14 protein-coding genes are annotated in these 20,333 nt (G+C 35.5%); 7 read left to right on the forward strand and 7 right to left on the reverse strand.

The annotated features are described in order from the left end of the window. Window positions 1-29: 29 nt before the first annotated feature. The 5 genes from mgtE to F6P99_RS02425 form a co-directional block, all read right to left on the reverse strand. Entirely contained in the window at window positions 30-1,379 is a 1,350-nt protein-coding gene (mgtE, locus tag F6P99_RS02405; RefSeq protein ID WP_152285837.1) for a magnesium transporter, read from the reverse strand. After that, on the reverse strand, window positions 1,369-2,142 hold the full coding sequence (gene rsmA / locus F6P99_RS02410; protein ID WP_152285838.1) for a 16S rRNA (adenine(1518)-N(6)/adenine(1519)-N(6))-dimethyltransferase RsmA: 774 nt from the start codon (window positions 2,140-2,142) through the stop codon (window positions 1,369-1,371). The genes mgtE and rsmA overlap by 11 nt, the downstream gene beginning before the upstream one ends. A 68-nt stretch (window positions 2,143-2,210) precedes the next feature. Then, window positions 2,211-2,537, reverse strand: a complete 327-nt coding sequence (locus tag F6P99_RS02415; protein WP_152285839.1) for a DUF4286 family protein — start codon at window positions 2,535-2,537, stop codon at window positions 2,211-2,213. Window positions 2,538-2,681: 144 nt separating this feature from the next. Further along, window positions 2,682-3,956, reverse strand: a complete 1,275-nt coding sequence (gene serS, locus F6P99_RS02420; RefSeq protein WP_152285840.1) for a serine--tRNA ligase — start codon at window positions 3,954-3,956, stop codon at window positions 2,682-2,684. 114 nt (window positions 3,957-4,070) lie between these two features. Then, a complete protein-coding gene (locus F6P99_RS02425; protein WP_152285841.1) occupies window positions 4,071-5,006 on the reverse strand; it encodes a bifunctional riboflavin kinase/FAD synthetase in 936 nt (311 codons plus the stop codon). A 183-nt stretch (window positions 5,007-5,189) separates the two neighbouring features. On the opposite strand from F6P99_RS02425, the gene F6P99_RS02430 reads away from it, so the two are divergent. The 4 genes from F6P99_RS02430 (at window position 5,190) to F6P99_RS02445 (ending at window position 13,587) form a co-directional block, all read left to right on the forward strand. After that, window positions 5,190-8,525, forward strand: coding sequence for a reprolysin-like metallopeptidase (locus F6P99_RS02430; RefSeq protein ID WP_152285842.1), 3,336 nt, complete (start codon window positions 5,190-5,192; stop codon window positions 8,523-8,525). A gap of 105 nt (window positions 8,526-8,630) precedes the next feature. Continuing rightward, window positions 8,631-11,426, forward strand: a complete 2,796-nt coding sequence (locus tag F6P99_RS02435) for a TonB-dependent receptor (protein ID WP_152285843.1) — start codon at window positions 8,631-8,633, stop codon at window positions 11,424-11,426. Window positions 11,427-11,721: 295 nt separating this feature from the next. Further along, complete coding sequence (gene atpD, locus F6P99_RS02440; RefSeq protein ID WP_152285844.1) at window positions 11,722-13,233, forward strand: F0F1 ATP synthase subunit beta; 1,512 nt, start codon at window positions 11,722-11,724, stop codon at window positions 13,231-13,233. A 60-nt stretch (window positions 13,234-13,293) separates the two neighbouring features. Next, the gene (locus F6P99_RS02445; protein WP_152285845.1) at window positions 13,294-13,587 is read left to right on the forward strand and encodes a F0F1 ATP synthase subunit epsilon; all 294 of its coding nucleotides are present in this window, start codon (window positions 13,294-13,296) and stop codon (window positions 13,585-13,587) included. Window positions 13,588-13,644: 57 nt separating this feature from the next. Here the strand turns inward: F6P99_RS02445 and F6P99_RS02450 are convergent, their stop codons facing one another. After that, a complete protein-coding gene (locus F6P99_RS02450) occupies window positions 13,645-15,267 on the reverse strand; it encodes a DUF1501 domain-containing protein (RefSeq protein WP_152285846.1) in 1,623 nt (540 codons plus the stop codon). Between the two features lie 11 nt (window positions 15,268-15,278). After that, complete coding sequence (locus tag F6P99_RS02455; protein WP_152285847.1) at window positions 15,279-16,982, reverse strand: DUF1800 family protein; 1,704 nt, start codon at window positions 16,980-16,982, stop codon at window positions 15,279-15,281. 212 nt (window positions 16,983-17,194) lie between these two features. On the opposite strand from F6P99_RS02455, the gene F6P99_RS02460 reads away from it, so the two are divergent. From F6P99_RS02460 to bioA, 3 genes are all read left to right on the forward strand, one after another. After that, complete coding sequence (locus F6P99_RS02460; RefSeq protein WP_152285848.1) at window positions 17,195-18,325, forward strand: aminotransferase class I/II-fold pyridoxal phosphate-dependent enzyme; 1,131 nt, start codon at window positions 17,195-17,197, stop codon at window positions 18,323-18,325. Beyond that, window positions 18,322-18,939: a dethiobiotin synthase gene (gene bioD / locus F6P99_RS02465; protein ID WP_152285849.1), complete on the forward strand. Its 618-nt coding sequence runs from the start codon at window positions 18,322-18,324 to the stop codon at window positions 18,937-18,939. Before F6P99_RS02460 ends, bioD begins: the two co-directional genes overlap by 4 nt. 127 nt (window positions 18,940-19,066) lie before the next feature. Beyond that, window positions 19,067-20,332, forward strand: coding sequence for an adenosylmethionine--8-amino-7-oxononanoate transaminase (gene bioA, locus F6P99_RS02470; protein WP_152285850.1), 1,266 nt, complete (start codon window positions 19,067-19,069; stop codon window positions 20,330-20,332). Window position 20,333 lies beyond the last annotated feature (1 nt).

A 20,333-nucleotide genomic window follows, 5' to 3' on the forward strand; every position in this document is an offset into this window, starting at 1 on the left:
AATGCCAAGTTAGGTTTCGTGTAGAGGGTTTAAAAACCTAACATCAATTTCGCAATCATAAAATATATTAGAATCCCAAAAATATCGTTACTGGTTGTGATAAAAGGACCTGTTGCCAATGCTGGATCAATACCATTTCTATCTAATAAAATAGGAATAAAGGTACCTATAAGTGCTGCGATGGTAATAACAATCATCAAGGCTAATGCAATCACCATAGTTATTGTTGAATTCTCTATTTGAAAGAATCCATATACGGCAATTAATAATGATAGAGCCAATCCATTCAACAAAGTCAAACCAATCTCTTTTATCAACCTATTTACAACACTTCCTTTGATGTTGTTATTTGCCAATCCTTGTACCATAATCGCACTAGATTGCACACCCACATTTCCTGCCATAGCAGCAATCAGCGGCGTAAAGAAAAACAATTTAGGATAACTTTTTAGCGCATCCTCAAAACCTCCCATTATCGATGCAGCTCCCAAACCACCTAGAAGTCCTAAAACCAACCAAGGCAAACGCGCTTTTGTCAATTGCAAAATACTATCATCAGCTTCAACATCATCGGTAATACCAGCAGCCATTTGATAATCTTTATCTGCTTCATCACGAATTACATCAACGACATCATCCAACGTAATTTGACCTATCAAACGATTCATTTCATCTACTACCGGAACGACAAATAAGTCGTATTTCTGCATAGTTTTAGCTACATCTTCATCGTTTTCATCTGCTCTTACATAAGTTATCTTCGGATTGTAAACCTCTTTTACAGGAGTACGTGTCGATGTGGTAAGCAAACTTTTTAACGAAAGTCTCCCTTTTAACACATCGTTATCGTCTACAACGTAAATCGTATGAACTTTATCATAATCTTCTGCCTGCTTACGCATCTCTTTAACACAATGAAGATTGGTCCAGTTTTCGTTGACTTTGATCAACTCTTTCCCCATCAGACCACCTGCGGTATCTTCGTCATATCTTAATAGATCAACAATATCCTTTGCATGCTCAACATCTTCAATTTGAGAAATTACTTCATTTTTTTGCTCTTCAGGCAACTCTGCAATAATATCAGCCGCATCATCAGAGTTTAACTCATCAATTTCTTTTGCAATCTCTTCAGTAGATAATTCTCTTAAAATCTTCTCACGAGTATCTTCATCTAATTCGGTAAGAATTTCTGATGTTTTTTCTGCATCTAAAAGCCTGATAATAAAAACAGCTTCTTCAAAATTCAGCTCTTCAAGAATCTCAGCGATATCTGCATGGTGCACCTCTTCTAATAGCTGTGATAGTGATTGATTATCACTATTTGCTATAAGCTCTCTTACATTGTCAATATATGCTTGTGTAACATCAATGTGCATCTTGTTCAATTAATGAGGTAAGATTAATAAATTCTTCTACTGATAGTTGTTCTGGACGTTTTGTAAACAATTCTGTTTCTCGAAGCGAGTCAGACAAATTTAAGGCTTTCAAACTACTTCGCAACATTTTTCTTCTTTGGCCAAACGCTGTTTTGACAACTCTAAAAAACAATTTTTCGTCTACTGGCAATGAATAATCTTCTTTTCGAAGCATTCTTATAACACCAGAATCTACCTTTGGAGGAGGATTGAAAACTGTTGGAGGAACTGTAAACAAATACTCTACGTCGTAAAATGCCTGAGCTAAAACAGAAAGAATACCATAGGTTTTACTTCCTTTTTTTTCAGCAATTCTCTGTGCCACTTCTTTTTGAAACATTCCAGAAAACTCAGGTATTCTATCTCGATGTTCTAAGGTTTTAAAAACAATTTGAGATGAAATATTGTATGGAAAATTTCCTACTATGGCGAACTGATCTTCGAAATAATCGGTAATATTTATTTTTAAAAAATCTGCCGAAATAATTCTCGGTGTTAAATTTAAATAGGTATTCTGTAAGTATTCTACAGACTCTGTATCTATTTCAATTACATGAGTAGTATATTTTTTTTCTAATAAATACTTTGTCATCACTCCCATCCCAGGTCCGATTTCAAGTACCGTATCATAACCCTTTTCGGTAAGAGTGTTTGCGATGTCACTTGCAATTTGCTCATCTTTTAAAAAGTGTTGCCCTAAATGTTTTTTTGCTCTTACTGTCATGTCAGAATATTTTATAAAACATTTGCAGCGCACACAAGGTTACCCGCAAATCACACTATTAGAAACTATTAATTTTTTGCAGAAAACTGCTTGTCAATCATTTTCATTTCTGTCTCAAAAAAAACAAATTTACCCGCATACCTTGCGTTCATTTTATTTTTTAAAATCGCAGAATCTTCAGAGTAAAAAGCCTCCAATGCTTCTTTGGTCTCTACCGTATACTGCACACTATACGTAACACCACCCATATCTTCTTTTACCAAAACTTTACACATTTTTGCAGATAAAAACTTGCCTGTTTCTAACATTTCTGGAATGTGCGTATTCTGCATCCATTGCAACCAATCTTGCTCAGATGTTTCTTCAATATTTGTGGTAATATTATACACGTACATAGTCTACTCAGTATTTTATTTCGAGGCCAAAGATAAGCAGAACTTATGGGAATAAAAATTGTTCCTTATGAAGTAATTATTAACTTCAATTCAAAAAAAATCCCCATCAAATTGATGGGGACAGCATATTTTATTTTTCAGAATTTAATCAATCATATCAAACCCTGTATAAGGTACTAACACATCAGGAATTTTAATTCCATCAGGAGTTTGATTGTTCTCTAACAAAGAAGCCAACACTCTAGGTAACGCCAATGCACTTCCATTTAAAGTATGTGCCAATTGTTTTTTTCCATCTTTATTTTTAAATCGCAACTTCAAACGATTTGCTTGAAATGTTTCAAAATTTGAAACAGAACTTATCTCTAACCATTTTTTTTGAGATGTTGAATACGCCTCAAAATCGTAAGTTAACGCAGATGTAAATCCTAAATCACCTCCACATAATTTCAAGATTCTGTATGGTAAACCAAGTTCTCTTAGAATTTCTTTAACATGCTCTACCATTCCGTCTAAAGCTTGGTAAGAATTTTCTGGAGTCTCTAATCGAACAATCTCTACCTTGTCAAACTGGTGCAAACGATTCAACCCACGAACATGAGCTCCATACGAACCTGCTTCTCTTCTAAAACATGGAGAATAGGCTGTGTTCAAAATAGGAAACTCTTCTTCTTTTAAAATAACATCTCTGTAGATATTGGTAACAGGAACTTCTCCCGTTGGTATCAAATACAAATCATCTTTTGCATCATGATACATTTGACCTTCTTTATCTGGCAATTGCCCAGTTGCTATTCCCGAAGCTTCATTTACCAAATATGGCGGCTGAACTTCTAAATATCCAGCCTCAGAATTTTTATCTAAGAAATAATTGATCAACGCACGTTGTAATCTTGCTCCTTTTCCCTTGTAAACAGGAAAACCAGCTGCGGTAATTTTATTTCCTAGTTCAAAATCAATGATATCATACTTTTTCACCAATTCCCAATGAGGCAACGCACCGTCATGTAATTCTGGAATCGCACCTTCTTCAAAAACTAGTTCATTATCTTCTTCTGAGCTACCTGCAGGCACAATTTTATTTGGAACATTCGGTATCGTATACAGCAACTCTTGTAACTCAGTATTTATCGTTGCAAGTTTCTCTGTCAATTGCTTAGACTCTTCTTTCAAAGCACCAGTTTTTTCTTTTAAAACATTCGCTTTTTGTACTTCACCAGACTTAAATAACACACCTATTTCTTTAGATATTTTGTTTGCTTCTGCCAACGTATTATCTAAACTAGCCTGAGTAGACTTTCTGTTTTCATCCAATTCAATTACAGCGTCGATCGTACTTTCTGCATCTTTAAAGTTACGTTTTGCTAAACCCGCTAAAACAGCTTCTTTATTGTCTTTGATATAGTGAACTTGTAACATTTTGTTGTTTCTTTTAAAAAGGCAAATTTATAAAAATAGATTTTCTAACTGCTTATAAAACAAGAATAGTTTTATGTCTGAAACGCAGTTGAGTTCTTACTAAAATTGGCTAAGTTAAATTTGTGAAGTTTTCAACATAGATAAAGACTTGATCTTGTCTTTCGATAATTGCAATTTCAAACTTTCAACACTGTCAAACTTTTGCTCTTCTCGTAAAAAAGAATACAATTCTATTTTCAGTGACTTCCCATACAAATCTTCATCAAAATCAAAAAAATGTGTTTCGATAGTTTGATGCAATCCCTTAACAGTAGGGCGAACACCGATATTCATCATACCATAAACAGATGTACCATCGATTATAGTACCCACCAAATACGCACCGTTTTTAGGAATCAACTTATAGGACTCTTGAATTTTTAAATTTGCAGTAGGATAACCAATTGTATTTCCCAATCGATCTCCCCTTACAACTTCTCCTGAAAGCGTATATCGTCTACCTAAATAATTTGTTACGGTTTCAATATCTCCTCCAGCCAATGCTTTTCTAATTTTCGTTGAGCTAACTGAAATTTCATCAATATCTTGAACAGGAATTTCATCTACAGAAAAATCATACATCGCACCATACTCTTCTAATTGTTCAAAATCTCCTTCTCTATTTCTTCCGAATCGATGATCGTAACCAATAACAAGTTTCGATGTATTCAAATGATTCACCAAAATATCTCTCACAAAATCAAATGCCGTAAGACGAGAAAATTCTTTATCAAAAGGATGAATAATCAAATAATCCAATCCTGATTTTTTTAGAATCTCAATCCTCTCATCAATCGTATCAATCAATTTAATTGAATTTTCTTTTTGCAAAACCATTCTTGGATGTGGAAAAAAAGTAAGCAGTACAGAGTTTCTATTTTCTTTCTTTGCTGCTGATATCAGCTGCTCTAAAATTTTCTGATGCCCAATATGCACACCATCAAAAGTACCTATAGTTACAATAGATTTTTTAGTATCCTTAAAATTCTTGTAATTTTCAATTACTTTCAAAAGTGTCCTATTTGTTTTTTTATACGATGCAAATTTACACTCATTTTTGATTTTAAGACTGTGATTTTGTTCTTTTTTTAATCAACTTATTTCTATCTCGGCTCGCTTTACCGATTAATTATTACCCATAGTATTCTAAACTCTTATTTTTTTTGAATAAGTTTGTCTAATAAGTCTATATCTATGAAAATTTTCTTTAAGCAGCTTCTATCGTTTTTGCCAATCGTACTTTTTTCGTTTACAAGTCTCTTTGCACAAACCGAAAAATTATGGACCGAAGAAACGCCAAGCAATTTGTTTTTGTTTCAAAAAACTGCAAAACAAACACTACCCACGGAAGAAAAAATTTATCGACTAGACCTGTCATTGTTAAAAAACATCCTAAAACAAACACACCAAAACACCAAAGCAAAATCTTTAAAAAGTACTGAAACTGTACTTCCATTTCCTGACCAAAACGGAAATTTAATTTATTATACCATCACCGAAACAAGCAACCTTTCACCCGAACTTCAGGCTAAATATCCTACGATAAGATCTTATAAAGGTGTTTCAAATGACGCAAAAAAAACGATCATTCGTTTTAGTGTAAGTTCAATTGGTTTACACTCGATGAAACTGGCCGGAAACGGAAAGTCAGAATTCATCGACCCATACACAAAAGATGCGCTTACCTATAGTGTTTACGCTAAATCTGATCTTCCATACAAACGCACTAATTTTATCTGTCAGTTTGAAGACAGCACTGCTTCAAAAACCGGGAACAAACAACAACTAAACGAAAAAACAAATACCGATGGCAAACACAGATTGTTTAGACTTGCACTCTCTTGTACCGGCGAATACGCCGAATACCACATTGCAGATCAAGGGTTAGAATCTGGAACTGACGAAGAAAAAAAAGCAGGAGTACTTGCCGCTATGAACATCAGCATGACACGAATTAATGGTGTTTTCGAAAAAGAACTTGCCGTTTCGATGCAACTGGTAGCCAATACTGATGATTTGATTTTTTTAGATCCTGATACAGATGGGTATACAAGTGATGATGATTTTGCTATGGTTGATGAAGTACAAACCAAATGTGATTTACTTGTCGGTACTGCCAATTATGACATAGGACATTTATTCAACACTGGGTTTTCTGGACTTGCAGAATTAGGATCTCCTTGTACCAATAAAAAAGCCCAAGCCGTTTCAGGTAGAACACCAGCCAATGGAGATTCTTTTGATATAGATTTCGTTGCACACGAAATGGGACATCAATTTGGAGCCACCCATACATTTAATAATTCATGTGGTAACAATGTAACTGCTTCAACTGCTGTTGAGACAGGCAGTGGATCTACGATTATGGCCTATACAGGCATCTGCCCTCCAAATGTGCAATCAAATAGTGATGACTACTTTCATGGCATTAGTTTAGAGCAAATGTATCTAAATATTACTTTTGGAAATAGTACGTGTGGTAGTGAATCGAGCATTGGAAATACAGCTCCTACCGCAGATGCCGGTCAAGATTACACCATCCCAACTTCAACTCCATTTGCACTTAATGGAATTGGCACCTCTGACTCTGGATCTATTAGTTATTGCTGGGAACAAATCGACAACGAACAACGCACAATGCCTCCACTAGCTACGAGCAATAGCGGCCCTCTCTTTCGTTCTATGCCAGCAACCAGTAATTCAGAAAGACATTTCCCTAAAATAGAAACCACAATAAGTGGAAATACAGGTAGTACTTGGGAACAACTTCCTTCGGTTTCTAGAGATCTCAAATTCAAACTTACAGTTCGAGACGAAAATACATCAGGTGGTCAATTTGCTACCGACGACGTGAGAGTTGTTGTTGAAGATTCTGGGAGTGCCTTTGAAGTAACTTCGCAAACCACATCTGAAACTTTGAATACCGGAGAATCGCTAAGCATAACATGGAATGTTGCAAATACAAACAATGCTCCTTATAATGTTGACTTTGTGACTATCTTATTTTCTTCTGATGGCGGACTCACCTTTCCTACTGTATTAACTGCGAATACACTAAACAATGGTACCGCTACAGTTGTTGTACCAAATATCGCCACCACACAAGGACGTATAAAAGTTGCTGCAGTTGATAATATTTTTTACAATATAAACCAATCAGACTTGGTTGTAGAAACTTCAAAATTCATCATGAATCTAGATGAAAATCCAGTTTCAACTTGTATCCCAGATGTTGCAATTTTTGAGTTCACCTACAATACTTTTCAAAGCTTTAATGAAGAAACTACCTTTTCTGTAAGCAATCTACCTGATGGTTGTACTGCAACTTTTTCTCCAACTTCGGCAAGCGCAGATGCGACCATGGTTGTTTTAACCATAAATGGTTTATCTGAAAGTAATGCCGGTATTCATGACTTAGTATTAACGGGAACAGCCACTACAGAAACCTATGCGGTTGACCTGCAACTATTCGCTCAAGAAACAATTACTACACAACCCTATTTAACAGCACCAACAAACAATTCTACCAGTCATGCTTTGCCTATTGAATTTGTTTGGAACTCTGAAAATGAAGCAAATTCATATATGATAGAAATAGCAACAGATGTGTACTTTTCGAGTATTGTAGAAACAGCGACAACGCAATTAAAAAAACACACCTCTACGAATCTTGAACAAAACACCGAATATTACTGGAGAGTAAAAGAGACCAATGACTGTAATGAAGGTTTATATTCAACTATATACAAACTTCAAACAGGCTTAATTGAAGATTTTGAGTTTGAAAAAACAGAAAACGCTTCAATCCCTGACAACGATCCAAACGGTATAAGTTCAATGATATCAATAATCGATAAAATTGACATTCAAAATGTTTCTGTAACAATTAACATTTCACATAGTTATGTAGGAGACTTAGTAGTGAAATTAACAAACCCAAGTGGTGAGGAAGTTGTTTTGGTTGAGGTAGACGGGAACAGAGATGGCGACAATTATACCAACACTAACTTTGACGACAGTGCAACGCAAACCATTACCGAAGGTACAGCTCCATACACTGGAACCTTTATCCCGAAAGAAGCATTGAGCCTTTTTTACTCAAAAGAGAGTAACGGAAACTGGACCTTACATGTTTCAGACAATGCAGCGGACGACACTGGAGAGTTGATCAACTGGAAGTTAACAATCACAGGAGTAAACCAAAACTCATTAAGTAATGAAGATATAATTGGCAATAACAACCCTAAAATAACGAAAGGATTTAGCCCTAATGGAGATGGTATCAATGACTATTGGGTGATTGAAAACATAAATACCACAGATTTTTCTCATGAAAAGTTCCCAAATGCTAATGTCAAAATATACACACCAAGTGGACAACTTGTATATTCGGCAGACAATTACAAAAATGACTGGAATGGCACAAACCAAAGTGGAGCAAAACTTCCAGTAGGTACCTATGTATTTCAAGTTACTTTTTCAAAACCTGAATTCAGCACTCAAAAAGGTTGGCTTTACTTAAAATATTAATATCTATGCAAAAAACACAAACAAAATGAACACTGTGTCAAACAGTTAATTTTTTTTCCTATTAAAAAATTTGTATTTTCATAGAAACTAACCAACTATATCTCTATGAAAAAACATTTACTTATTATCTCGTTTGTTCTTTTTAGCGTTGTTTCATTTGCTCAAACTACAATTTCCGGAAAAGTTGTAGACTCGAATAGCAATGAACCTATCCCTGGTGCTAATATCACCTTGGAAGGTACAACGATTGGTACATCTTCCGATTTCGATGGAAATTTCAAATTAGAAACTACCCAAAATCCACCTTTTAACATCAAAGCAAGTAGTGTTGGCTTTTCTGCTACCACGAAAAACATCACCCAAAACAACCAGCAAATAACAATTATCCTTAAAGAAGGTACATTGTTAGATGAAGTAGTTGTATCTGCTTCTCGTACACCTGAGCGCATTTTCGAGTCTCCGGTAACCATCGAGAGAATTGGAATCAAAGAAATCGAAGCTACATCTTCTGCTACCTACTACGATGGACTAGAAAATTTAAAAGGAGTAGATGTCAACACAAGTAGTTTGACGTTTAAATCTGTAAACACTAGAGGGTTTGCTGCATTTTCAAACACCCGTTTCTTACAACTGGTAGATGGAATGGACAATGCCTCTCCTGCCCTAAATTTCCCTGTTGGAAATTTATTAGGTATTTCTGAATTAGACATACAAGGAGTAGAGTTATTGCCGGGTGCTTCTTCAGCACTGTATGGAGCCAACGCCTTTAATGGTATTTTATTTATGAATAGTAAAAACCCATTCGATCATGAAGGGGTGAGTGCTTATTTAAAATCTGGAGTTACCGTTCAAGATGCAAACGGAACCAATGAGTTTTTTGATGTTGGTGTTCGTGTTGCAAAAAAATTCAGCGATAAGTTTGCTGCCAAAGTAAACATCTCCTTTTTAGAAGGTACAGATTGGGCAGCTACGGATTACAAACAATATGATGACCAAGGCGCTGGTAAACCTGATTTGATTACTGAAAACCCAACAGGACCAGAATTTGATCGTGCAAATATATACGGGGATGAAGTTTCAACGGATATTGGGGCTGGTGCTAGCCCACTCCCTGAAGGAACTGTTGTAAGCAGAACAGGATATAAAGAAACCGACTTGACAGATTACAAAGCAAAAAGTTTCAAAACCGATGTTGGCTTGTTTTACCGACCAAACGGAGATGATTTAGAAATCAGCTACAACGGACGCTTCGGAACTGGGAATACGGTTTACCAAGGTGCCAACCGATATTATTTGAAAAATTTTATCATGCAACAGCACAAATTAGAAGTAAGAAACGATCACTTCTTTTGGAGAGCTTATATGACTGCTGAAGATGCTGGCGACTCGTATGACATGTTTTTTACAGGGGTAAACATGAATAAAGTTACTGCTGAGCCATGGTTTCAAAGATATGCTCAAGTATATGGAGCAAACTTAGGTATGGGTTCAGAAAAAGCACATGAAATAGCTAGAGAAACAGCAGATTCAGAACTCACACTTCAACCAGGAACCCCGGAGTTTGATGAATTGTTCAACAAAACGATTTCAGATGGTGACTTGAACACAGGGTCTAAATTCGTAGACAAATCAAAAATCTACCATTCAGACATCAACTATAATTTCAAAGAATTGATTCCTTTTGCTGAAATTCAAGTAGGTGGATCAGCTAGAAGGTATTCTTTAAATTCTAGCGGTACTATCTTTACTGATGCAGACGGCCCGATCAATTACGATGAATTTGGAGCCTATGCCCAAGGACAAAAGTGGTTGGTAGAAGAAACCTTAAAACTAACCGCTTCGGTACGTTACGACAAATCTCAAAATTTTGATGGATTCTTTTCTCCAAGGGTTTCGTTGGTATACAACGCAGACGAAGACAAAAAACACAATTTTAGATTGTCTTACCAAACAGGTTTCAGAAACCCAACTACACAAGATCAATACATTGGGTTAGATTTAGGACGTGCCATTTTAATTGGTTCTGCAGCCGACAACTTAGACAGATATCAATCTTTAGACAAAGATGTGAGTGCCACAGGTCAAGCCTTTGGAAACCCAGCTACCGTTAATTTAACGGGTAGGGATGCCTATGAAAACTCATACACTTTAGAATCTGTTGGAAAATTTTCCGTAACTCAAAACCCTGCTGATTTAGAAATTGCTGAAATCGAATTAGTAAAGCCAGAACAAGTAACTGCTTTTGAATTTGGTTACCGTGGTATTGTAAATAAATTAGTTATTGACTTTAGTACGTATTACAACATTTATAAGGATTTTATTGGAAACAAAACTGTCGTTTCTCCATTTTATGGTAAGGTAGATTTTTCGGATGGGACCTATCCGACTCCAGGGGGCAATATTCCAAAAGCAGTTGTAGCTCTAGGAAGTGGAGATTTCCAACCATTCCAAACCTACACTAATTCATCCGCAGACATATCCTCTTATGGAGCGGCAATCGGTTTGAGCACGAAAGTAATGGGTAATTTTGACTTAGGTTTCAACTACACTTGGGCAAAGTTTGATTTCGACCAAAGTTCAGACCCTGACTACGAAGCTGGTTTTAATACACCACAACACAAAGTAAAAGTATCTTTTGGAAATACAAATATTGGACATAATTTCGGATTCAGATTGGATGCTAGATGGAATGATGCTTACCTATGGGAATCAACATTTATCGATGCTATATTACCAGCAAGAACCACAGTTGATGCCCAAGTAACCTATAACATGCCAAAATTAAAATCACAGCTTAAAGTTGGAGCCGCTAACTTATTAGGTCACGAATATCAAAGTGCACCTGGTGCAGGTACCATTGGAAGTCAAATCTATGCGTCTTGGACGGTTAGAGGATTCTAAATCACTTCACAGAGTTTATTCAAAAAACGTCTTTCTAAAAGGCGTTTTTTTATTTAAAAAAACAAGATAGAACAATAAAAAAAATCTTCAGAAAAACACACCTACCAAATTCACAACAAGGCATTTAAATCATGCCAAGATGGATAATCTAAAGCAATTGAAAAAAATATTTTTTACAAGCATAAAAAAGCAGAAAACATGTTTTTATTTCAAATTAAAACTTCTATATTTGCACCCTGAAAAACGAGGTTAAACTCTCATAGAAAATTAGAACTAACAATTAATAGTTACAACAATGTCTAAATTAACAGGTAAAGTTGCTCAAATTATTGGACCAGTAATTGATGTCGCATTTACAACAGGAGAAGGTCTTCCACAAATTTTCGATTCTTTAGAAATCGCAAGAGAAAATGGATCTACACTAGTTTTAGAAGTAGAACAACACATTGGTGAAGATACTGTAAGATGTATTGCAATGGACTCAACTGATGGTTTGAGTAGAGGTGTAGAAGCAGTTGCTACAGGAAGCCCAATTAAAATGCCAGTAGGTGACAATATCTACGGTCGTTTATTCAACGTAAATGGAGATCCTATAGACGGATTACAATCTTTACCAAAAGACGGAGATAAAGGTTTATCTATACACCGTGAAGCTCCTAAATTTGAAGACTTGTCTGTATCTACAGAAGTTCTTTTTACAGGGATTAAAGTAATTGACTTAATTGAGCCTTACTCAAAAGGAGGTAAAATTGGATTATTTGGTGGAGCCGGAGTAGGTAAAACTGTATTAATTCAAGAGTTGATTAACAATATCGCAAAAGGACATGGTGGTCTTTCTGTATTTGCAGGAGTAGGAGAAAGAACACGTGAAGGAAATGACTTGATGCGTGAAATGATTGAAGCTGGAATTATCCAATATGGAGAAGAGTTTGAGCATTCAATGGAAGAAGGAGGATGGGATCTTGAAAAGATCGACCACGAAAAAATGAAAGATTCAAAAGTAACATTCGTATTCGGACAAATGAACGAACCTCCTGGAGCACGTGCACGTGTTGCCTTGTCTGGTTTAACAATTGCTGAATATTTCCGTGATGGAGCAGGTGATGCTTCTCAAGGAAAAGACGTATTGTTCTTCGTAGATAATATTTTCCGTTTTACACAAGCGGGTTCTGAGGTATCTGCCTTATTAGGTCGTATGCCATCTGCAGTAGGTTACCAACCAACATTGGCAACTGAAATGGGTGCGATGCAAGAGCGTATTACTTCAACAAAAACAGGTTCTATTACATCTGTACAAGCGGTATATGTACCTGCGGATGATTTAACGGATCCTGCACCAGCGACAACATTTGCTCACTTAGATGCAACAACTGTATTGTCTCGTAAAATTGCTGAGTTAGGTATTTATCCAGCAGTAGATCCTTTGGATTCTACTTCTCGTATCTTAACTGAAGAAATTTTAGGAAAAGAGCACTATGAATGTGCACAAAACGTTAAAGAGTTGTTACAACGTTACAAAGAGTTACAAGATATTATCGCCATCTTAGGTATGGAAGAATTATCTGAAGAAGATAAATTAGTTGTACACAGAGCACGTCGTGCACAACGTTTCTTATCTCAACCTTTCCACGTTGCTGAACAATTTACAGGTATCCCTGGGGTATTGGTAGATATTAAAGATACAATCAAAGGATTCAACATGATTATGAATGGAGAATTAGACAAGTATCCTGAAGCTGCTTTTAACTTAAGAGGTTCTATCCAAGAAGCAATTGATGCTGGAGAGAAAATGTTAGCAGAAGCGTAAATCAAGTTTTGAGTTTTGGTTTGATTTCAAACCGAATAAAAAACAAAAACAATAAAGACTATGTTTTTAGAAATAGTATCACCAGAAGCAACGTTATTTAGCGAAAAAGTAGACTCTGTATCTGTTCCAGGTGTAGACGGAAACTTTCAAATGTTAGAAAATCATGCTGCAATTGTATCTGTTTTACAAGAAGGTACTGTAAAAATTCATACGCACACACAAGAGCATATTGAATTCGATCAGCTTAGTGGTCATTTTGAGACGCATATTGATGACGATAAAATCATCACTTTGAACATCAAATCAGGTACTGTTGAAATGAAAGACAATAAAGTAATTATTTTAGTAGACTAATTTTAATTACAAATCATAAAAAAACCGAGTAACAAATGTTACTCGGTTTTTTTATGTCTATTTCTTAAGTATTCGTTGCCTTGCATACGTTGTATTATAACTATCCTTTATCGCTAAAATATAATACCCTGACTTGAAATTTTTCAAATCTAGTAGCGGTAATGCGTTTACACCATACATAAAATCTTTTGGAAATTTTGCAACCAATGCACCAGCGAGGTCATATACCACGACAAAACCTCTAAATGAATTTTTACTCGTAAACTGAACCGTAACATATTCTTCGATTGGGTTTGGGTATACAGTTAAGTTATTTTCAGTTTTATTTGTCGGATATTCACTTCCAAGAGCTTTGAGACTATTATCAATTAAATCCAGCTTCTCTTCACCATCGAAATCTGAAAATTCGGTACCACTTACAACGTCAGTAGAGGCACCCAAAAAGTCTGTAATCAAAGTTGTAAATACTTGACGATAATCGTGCTGCATCTGCCCTTCATCAAAATGCTTTACAATAGTTGATAAATCTAAATTACTCCCCGATACCCCGGGTTTAACAGAAGAACCTATCACAAACATAGGCCCTAAATTTCCATGATCTGTACCTAAATTTCCATTTTCCAATGGCTTCCTACCAAATTCAGTAAAAGTAGCAGCAACCACTTTTTCATCGATACCCATAGCTTCAATATCATCTTGAAAAGCCTTTACCGAATCACCAAGCTCAGCGAGTAAATCTGCATGAGTACCCGTATGCGTAGCTCCACCAACAACTTGATCTGCGTGCGTATCATAACCACCGGTAGTAACTAAAAATATTTTAGTTTTTGAACCTCCTTTAATCATTCTAGCCACGGTCTTTAACTGATCCGCTAAATCGTAATCAGGATACGAAACAGCACTATTTGAACCCGCATCAAACACCTCACTGATTCTTTGAGAATAATCATTTGTGGCTTTTTCTGTTTGAACCATATATGCAACATTCGCCGCAAATTCTGAATCAGGTAAATTGGTAGGTTCTGGATTTCCGATGCTAGAAATTACATTGTAATACCCTGATACATTTTGTCCTGTTAAATTCACATCTACCTTATGTTCATGTTCTGAATGAAAACCAAGAGAAGGTTTTTTCGCTCCCAACTGAATTCCTAAAGGATCAGAATAAGCTTCATAATTGTAACCCGTATGTAAGAATCTTGCCATCCAACCAGAGGTTTTATTCGAATTTTCTGAAGTACCATCGCCTCCTTTCAACATCAAAGCTCTACTTGCAAAATGCGATTTATTACCGATTGGATAACCAACACTCTGAATGATATTTAATTTTCCTGCATCATACAAGCTCTTAAAGCCAGTTAGAGAAGGATGTAAATAAATTTGATCTTCAATAGGCAATGTACTATCTAAACTAATAGCTCCATTGATCCCTGTAGTCTCTAATTTTACCGTAGGTCGTAAACTTGCATATGCATCATATTGATTGATTGGAATTAAAGTATTCAATCCATCATTTCCACCTAACAACTGTATCAATACCAATGACCTACCCTCAATGATAGATGCTGGCAATTGATTTAACAGTGCTGTTTTCGAAAAAGCTTTTACTTGATGGCCATTTAATAACAGTGCGCTCGCAGAACTCAAAGCCGACAGTTCTAAAAATTTTCTTCTTTTCATGTTCTGTAGTTTTAATTATTTTGAAATTCTTGCGACCAGATCAAAGCTCTAAACAAGGGGACCAATACACTCTCAACTCCTGTTCTATTTCCCGAATTCTTATAAATTTGCCATTCGTCTGCCCACATCGCTGGTGTGGTTTCTCCACCTTCAAGCAAAATATCATTTAAGAAATAGTTTGTTCGATCGGCATCAATGGCTTCTGGAAACATCAAATCAACCAATTCTGCCACTATTTTAGCTGGATCATATGGATCACTCACATTTTCATCAACAAAGGTTGTCACATAAAAATTTGCTTTTACCTTATTTGGATTCAACAATATATCCGTAAAGTTATATCGTGGAATTATTGTGGAGGAATTGAACCAAAATTTATCAAAATCTGGAGTTTCGTAATTCGCTGGGAACCCCGCTACTGAAGGTGGGTCAAATGGATTTTGACTCGCCGGAACCAACATACCTAAGATAATTTGCCAATAGTAAAAGTTTTTATAATGGTACAATCCTTCAGATATTGGATCGGGAACTGGAAAGTTAGTAAGTGTTAGTGTTTGTAAAATTAAATCTAGAGGCATTTTAACGAGGCCTCCTATTATTTCATCGTTTGAATTGGCATCATCTTTATCATAAAAATGTTTGCTTAATAACAATTGATCTATTGCTTCTTGTAAATTATAATTTTGTCTAAACGTACTCGCAAGTGGTGTAATGATATCATTCTCTATTTCCGTCGTAATTGTTCTTCCCACAAAAAAACGATATAACTTTCTACAAATAAATTTAGCTGTCTCATCTTTACTTACAATCAACGCAACAAACTCTCTTAACTCGGCCTCTACCCTAGCATTTTTTTCCTCATTCGTTTTTCCCGAAGTATCCCAAGCTTCAATTACATAATTATCAAAACGATGACTGAATTCTTTTCTACCAAAATCGTGTTGATAATTATTTGCGTATCCACATGGTATATTACCATTAGCGACACCATTTGTTTGTCTATGTCGATCTAAATCTGGGTATTTTATAATGTTATACCAATAAAACTTCCAGCCTGTTAATACACGGGCAGCCTCTTCTACATCAGATTCAGTATAATTCGTATAATCACCTATTCCCGCCTGAGCTCCTTTACCTATTGTAAACAACTCTAGTAATTCTCGCGCATAGTTTTCGTTTGGATTGGTATTCGTGTTTTGGTTGTTATTCAAATAAGCCAACATGATCGGGTTGATGGTCATTTGAAAAATCAATTCTTTCCAATCTCCCAAACTATGAATTTCTAACAAGCGTAAATAATCGTAATATGAACCGTAACTACCATTTAAGGTAGGGCTTGACGCTGTGAAATCGGTAAACAAAAAATAAGTCATTTTCGAACGATACGAAGTATCTCTTCTTGCCTCATCTAGCCACCAACCTAGTACGTAACTACGCAATAAACCGTTTCCGCTTCCATTGTCTGGTTTTTTTTCTCCATATACAGGATCGTCGTCAATCCATGGTGCTGGAGTATTTAATTTATCAGATACAGGATGGATAGGCTGCGTTAAGTTTTTATCAGGTATAATTGCCAATTGCGCAATTGCTTGCGACGGAGTTAATGCACTGAATGTTTCTATCCTCGATTTTGAGACATTGAATGTTGCACGTCGCAACAAATGTTTGGCCAGACGTTTGCCTAGAACACCAGTATAGGGGCTTATTGATGCCATTTTTTTATAGTTTAAGATTAGTTCGCAATCACTTCATTTTGGTTAGAATTCAAATAATTGCAGATTCTTGTAAATTTACGAAATAAGAAACAAATCAACTTTGTTTTATAATTCAACAATATTTCGATCAATAATTTACTTCGAACTCGGTACATTATAAAATTAAAAAGTTCAGTAATTTCGCAAACAGTTATTGAAAAGAAACCTTTTTTATGCAAGATTTCCCTAAAAAATTAACGCAAAAACTAAAGCATCGAACCGAAAATAATTCGTTGAGAAACTTAACTACCATAAAAAATAAGGTAGACTTTTCTTCAAATGATTATTTAGGATTCTCTTTAAATAATGCTATTGTATCAAAGGCTAGTTCGCTTATTGAAAACGAAACCCACAAGAACGGAAGTACTGGCTCAAGACTTGTTTCTGGCTCTCATCATTTGCATGAGGTCGTTGAAAAACAACTCGCAGCATTTCACAACAGTTCTGCAGCACTATTATTCAATTCTGGTTACGACGCGAATCTCGGATTTTTCTCTTGTATCCCCCAAAAAGGTGACACCATATTATTTGATGAATTGATTCATGCTTCTATTAGAGATGGCATACGCTTGTCCAATGCTAAATCCTATAAATTCAAACACAATTCAACGGAAGATTTAGAAAAAAAAATAGCAAAATCAGAGGGAGATGTGTATGTGATTGTTGAAAGTATTTATTCTATGGATGGAGACAGTGCTCCTTTGGAAAAAATAGCAAAACTATGCGAATTGAACAATTGTTATTTTGTTATTGATGAAGCACACTCAAACGGTGTATTCGGAGAATCTGGCGCAGGCCTTGTACAGGAACTGCAATTAGAAAATAAAGTCTTTGCAAGAATTCACACCTTCGGCAAAGCGCTTGGATGTCATGGAGCTGTGATATTAGGTTCTGATAACTTGAGAAGTTATTTGATCAATTTTTCAAGGTCGTTTATTTATACCACAGCAGCTTCTTTGCATTCCGTTGCAACAATTAAAGCAGCATATGATGAACTTACAACTACGGATTCGATTCAAAAACTTAAAAAAAACATCAATTACTTTACATCAAAAATCTCTGAATTGAACTTGGTTGGTAATTTCATTGATAGCAACAGTGCCATACATTGTTGTATAATTTCTGGAAACGATGCAATAAAAAAACTTGCGAACAAACTCCAAATAGAAGGTTTTGACATCAAACCTATTCTATCACCAACAGTACCCAAAGGAGAAGAACGATTGAGAATTTGTTTGCACAGCTACAATACATTCAAAGAAATTGATAATTTACTTTTGGCATTGGCCAAACACACAATATGAAAAAAATATTTATTACTGGAATTTCTACAGAAGTTGGGAAAACTTTGGTTTCTGCTATTGTAACAGAAGCATTGGAAGCAGATTATTGGAAACCTGTACAAGCTGGAGAACTAGATTATTCTGATACAGACAAAGTTGCGGAAATGATTTCTAATACGATAACCACATTTCATCAAAACAGCTATGCATTAGAAACCCCTATGAGTCCCCATGCAGCTGCTGAAATTGACCAAATACAAATCAATATTGATTCAATTATTTGTCCGAATACAAATAACAATTTAGTCATCGAAGGTGCTGGTGGTTTGCTGGTTCCGTTAAATGATCATGATACTATATTGGATATTATCAAGCCAGACTATAAAATAATTGTAGTTTCTAGACACTATTTAGGAAGCATCAATCACACCTTGTTAACCACACAATTACTACAAGAAAAAGGGTTTGATGTTAGCATAATTTTTAGTGGAGATGCACATCCAACAACAGAATCAATCATTGCAAAGAAAACTGATGCAAAAATCATTGGTCGTATAGACGAAGAAAAATCTATCAACAAAGAAACCATCAAAAAATACGCTCAGCGTTTTCGCGAAAACTTACAAAACCTATAGTTCGATTGAGCTCTCCATAATTTCAAGAACTATTTTTCCCCATCTAAGGAATGTTTCTAGCCTATTTACTTGTGGTAATTTGTATTAGTATTGTACATTTGACTTTTCTTTTTGAAACAACTAAAAAATGAGTTTACAAGAACGCGATCAAAAACATCTTTGGCATCCTTTAACACAGCACAAACTGCATCCAGATCATCTGGCAATTACACATGCTAAAGGAGCTTTATTGTTCGACGAAAATGGCAATACTTATATAGATGGAATTGCTTCTTGGTACACGTGCATGTACGGTCACTGCAATGATTATATCATAAAAAAGACTACAGAGCAATTGTCAAAACTCGACCAAGTAGTTTTTAGTGGTTTTACTCACAAACCAGCAGTAGAAATGTCAGAGAAACTGATGGAGATCTTACCTAAGAATCAACAGAAAATCTTTTTCTCAGACAACGGATCTACAACAGTAGATGTTGCGGTAAAAATGGCGCTCCAGTTTCATTTCAATCAAGGTAAAAAAATGAATAGAATCATCGCTCTTGAAGATGCTTTTCACGGAGACACCTTTGGTGCCATGTCTGTTTCAGGATTATCGGTTTACAATGGTCCTTTCGAAGATTTCTTGTTAACGATTGATCGAGTGGATGTTCCTACTCATGATAATTTTGAAAAAGTAAAAGAACATTTTTCTCAAATTATTGCAACTGGTGAAGTAGCAGCTTTTATTTTTGAACCACTTGTGCAAGGAGCTGCTGCCATGAAAATGTACCCAGCAGAGTTATTAAACGCATTGATTCAAATAGCACAACAAAACAATGTATTGTGTATTGCGGATGAAGTGATGACTGGTTTTGGAAAAACCGGAAAATATTTTGCTTCTGATTATCTACAAAATAAACCCGATATTTTGTGTTTGTCTAAATCCTTAACGGGAGGTGTTGTGCCAATGGGTTTGACTACTTGTACACAACAAGTATATGATGCATTTTATGATACTGAAATTTCAAAAGGATTTTTTCACGGACACACATACTCAGCAAATCCATTAGGTTGTGCTGCAATTTCGGCTGGTATAGATTTATTAACCTCTGATGAAATGCAGCAAAACAGCATTCGCATACAGCAAAGACACAACGATTTCAATAAAAAAATACAAACACATCCTAAAGTCAAAAGCACACGACAAACAGGTGTAATTTTTGCATTGGATTTGAATATTGAAATGGATCGATATGGAAACCTAAGAGATCAATTGTTTGAATTTTTTATGAATCGAGGAGTCTGTTTACGTCCGTTGGGAAACACTGTTTATATATTACCTCCTTTTGTAATTACCAATGATGAATTAGACAAAATATACGAGACAATTGAACTAGCATTAGAAAATTTCTAAT

It is taken from the genome of Flavicella marina, from assembly GCF_009193215.1.
In the GTDB taxonomy this organism is placed as follows: Bacteria; Bacteroidota; Bacteroidia; order Flavobacteriales; family Flavobacteriaceae; genus Flavicella; species Flavicella marina.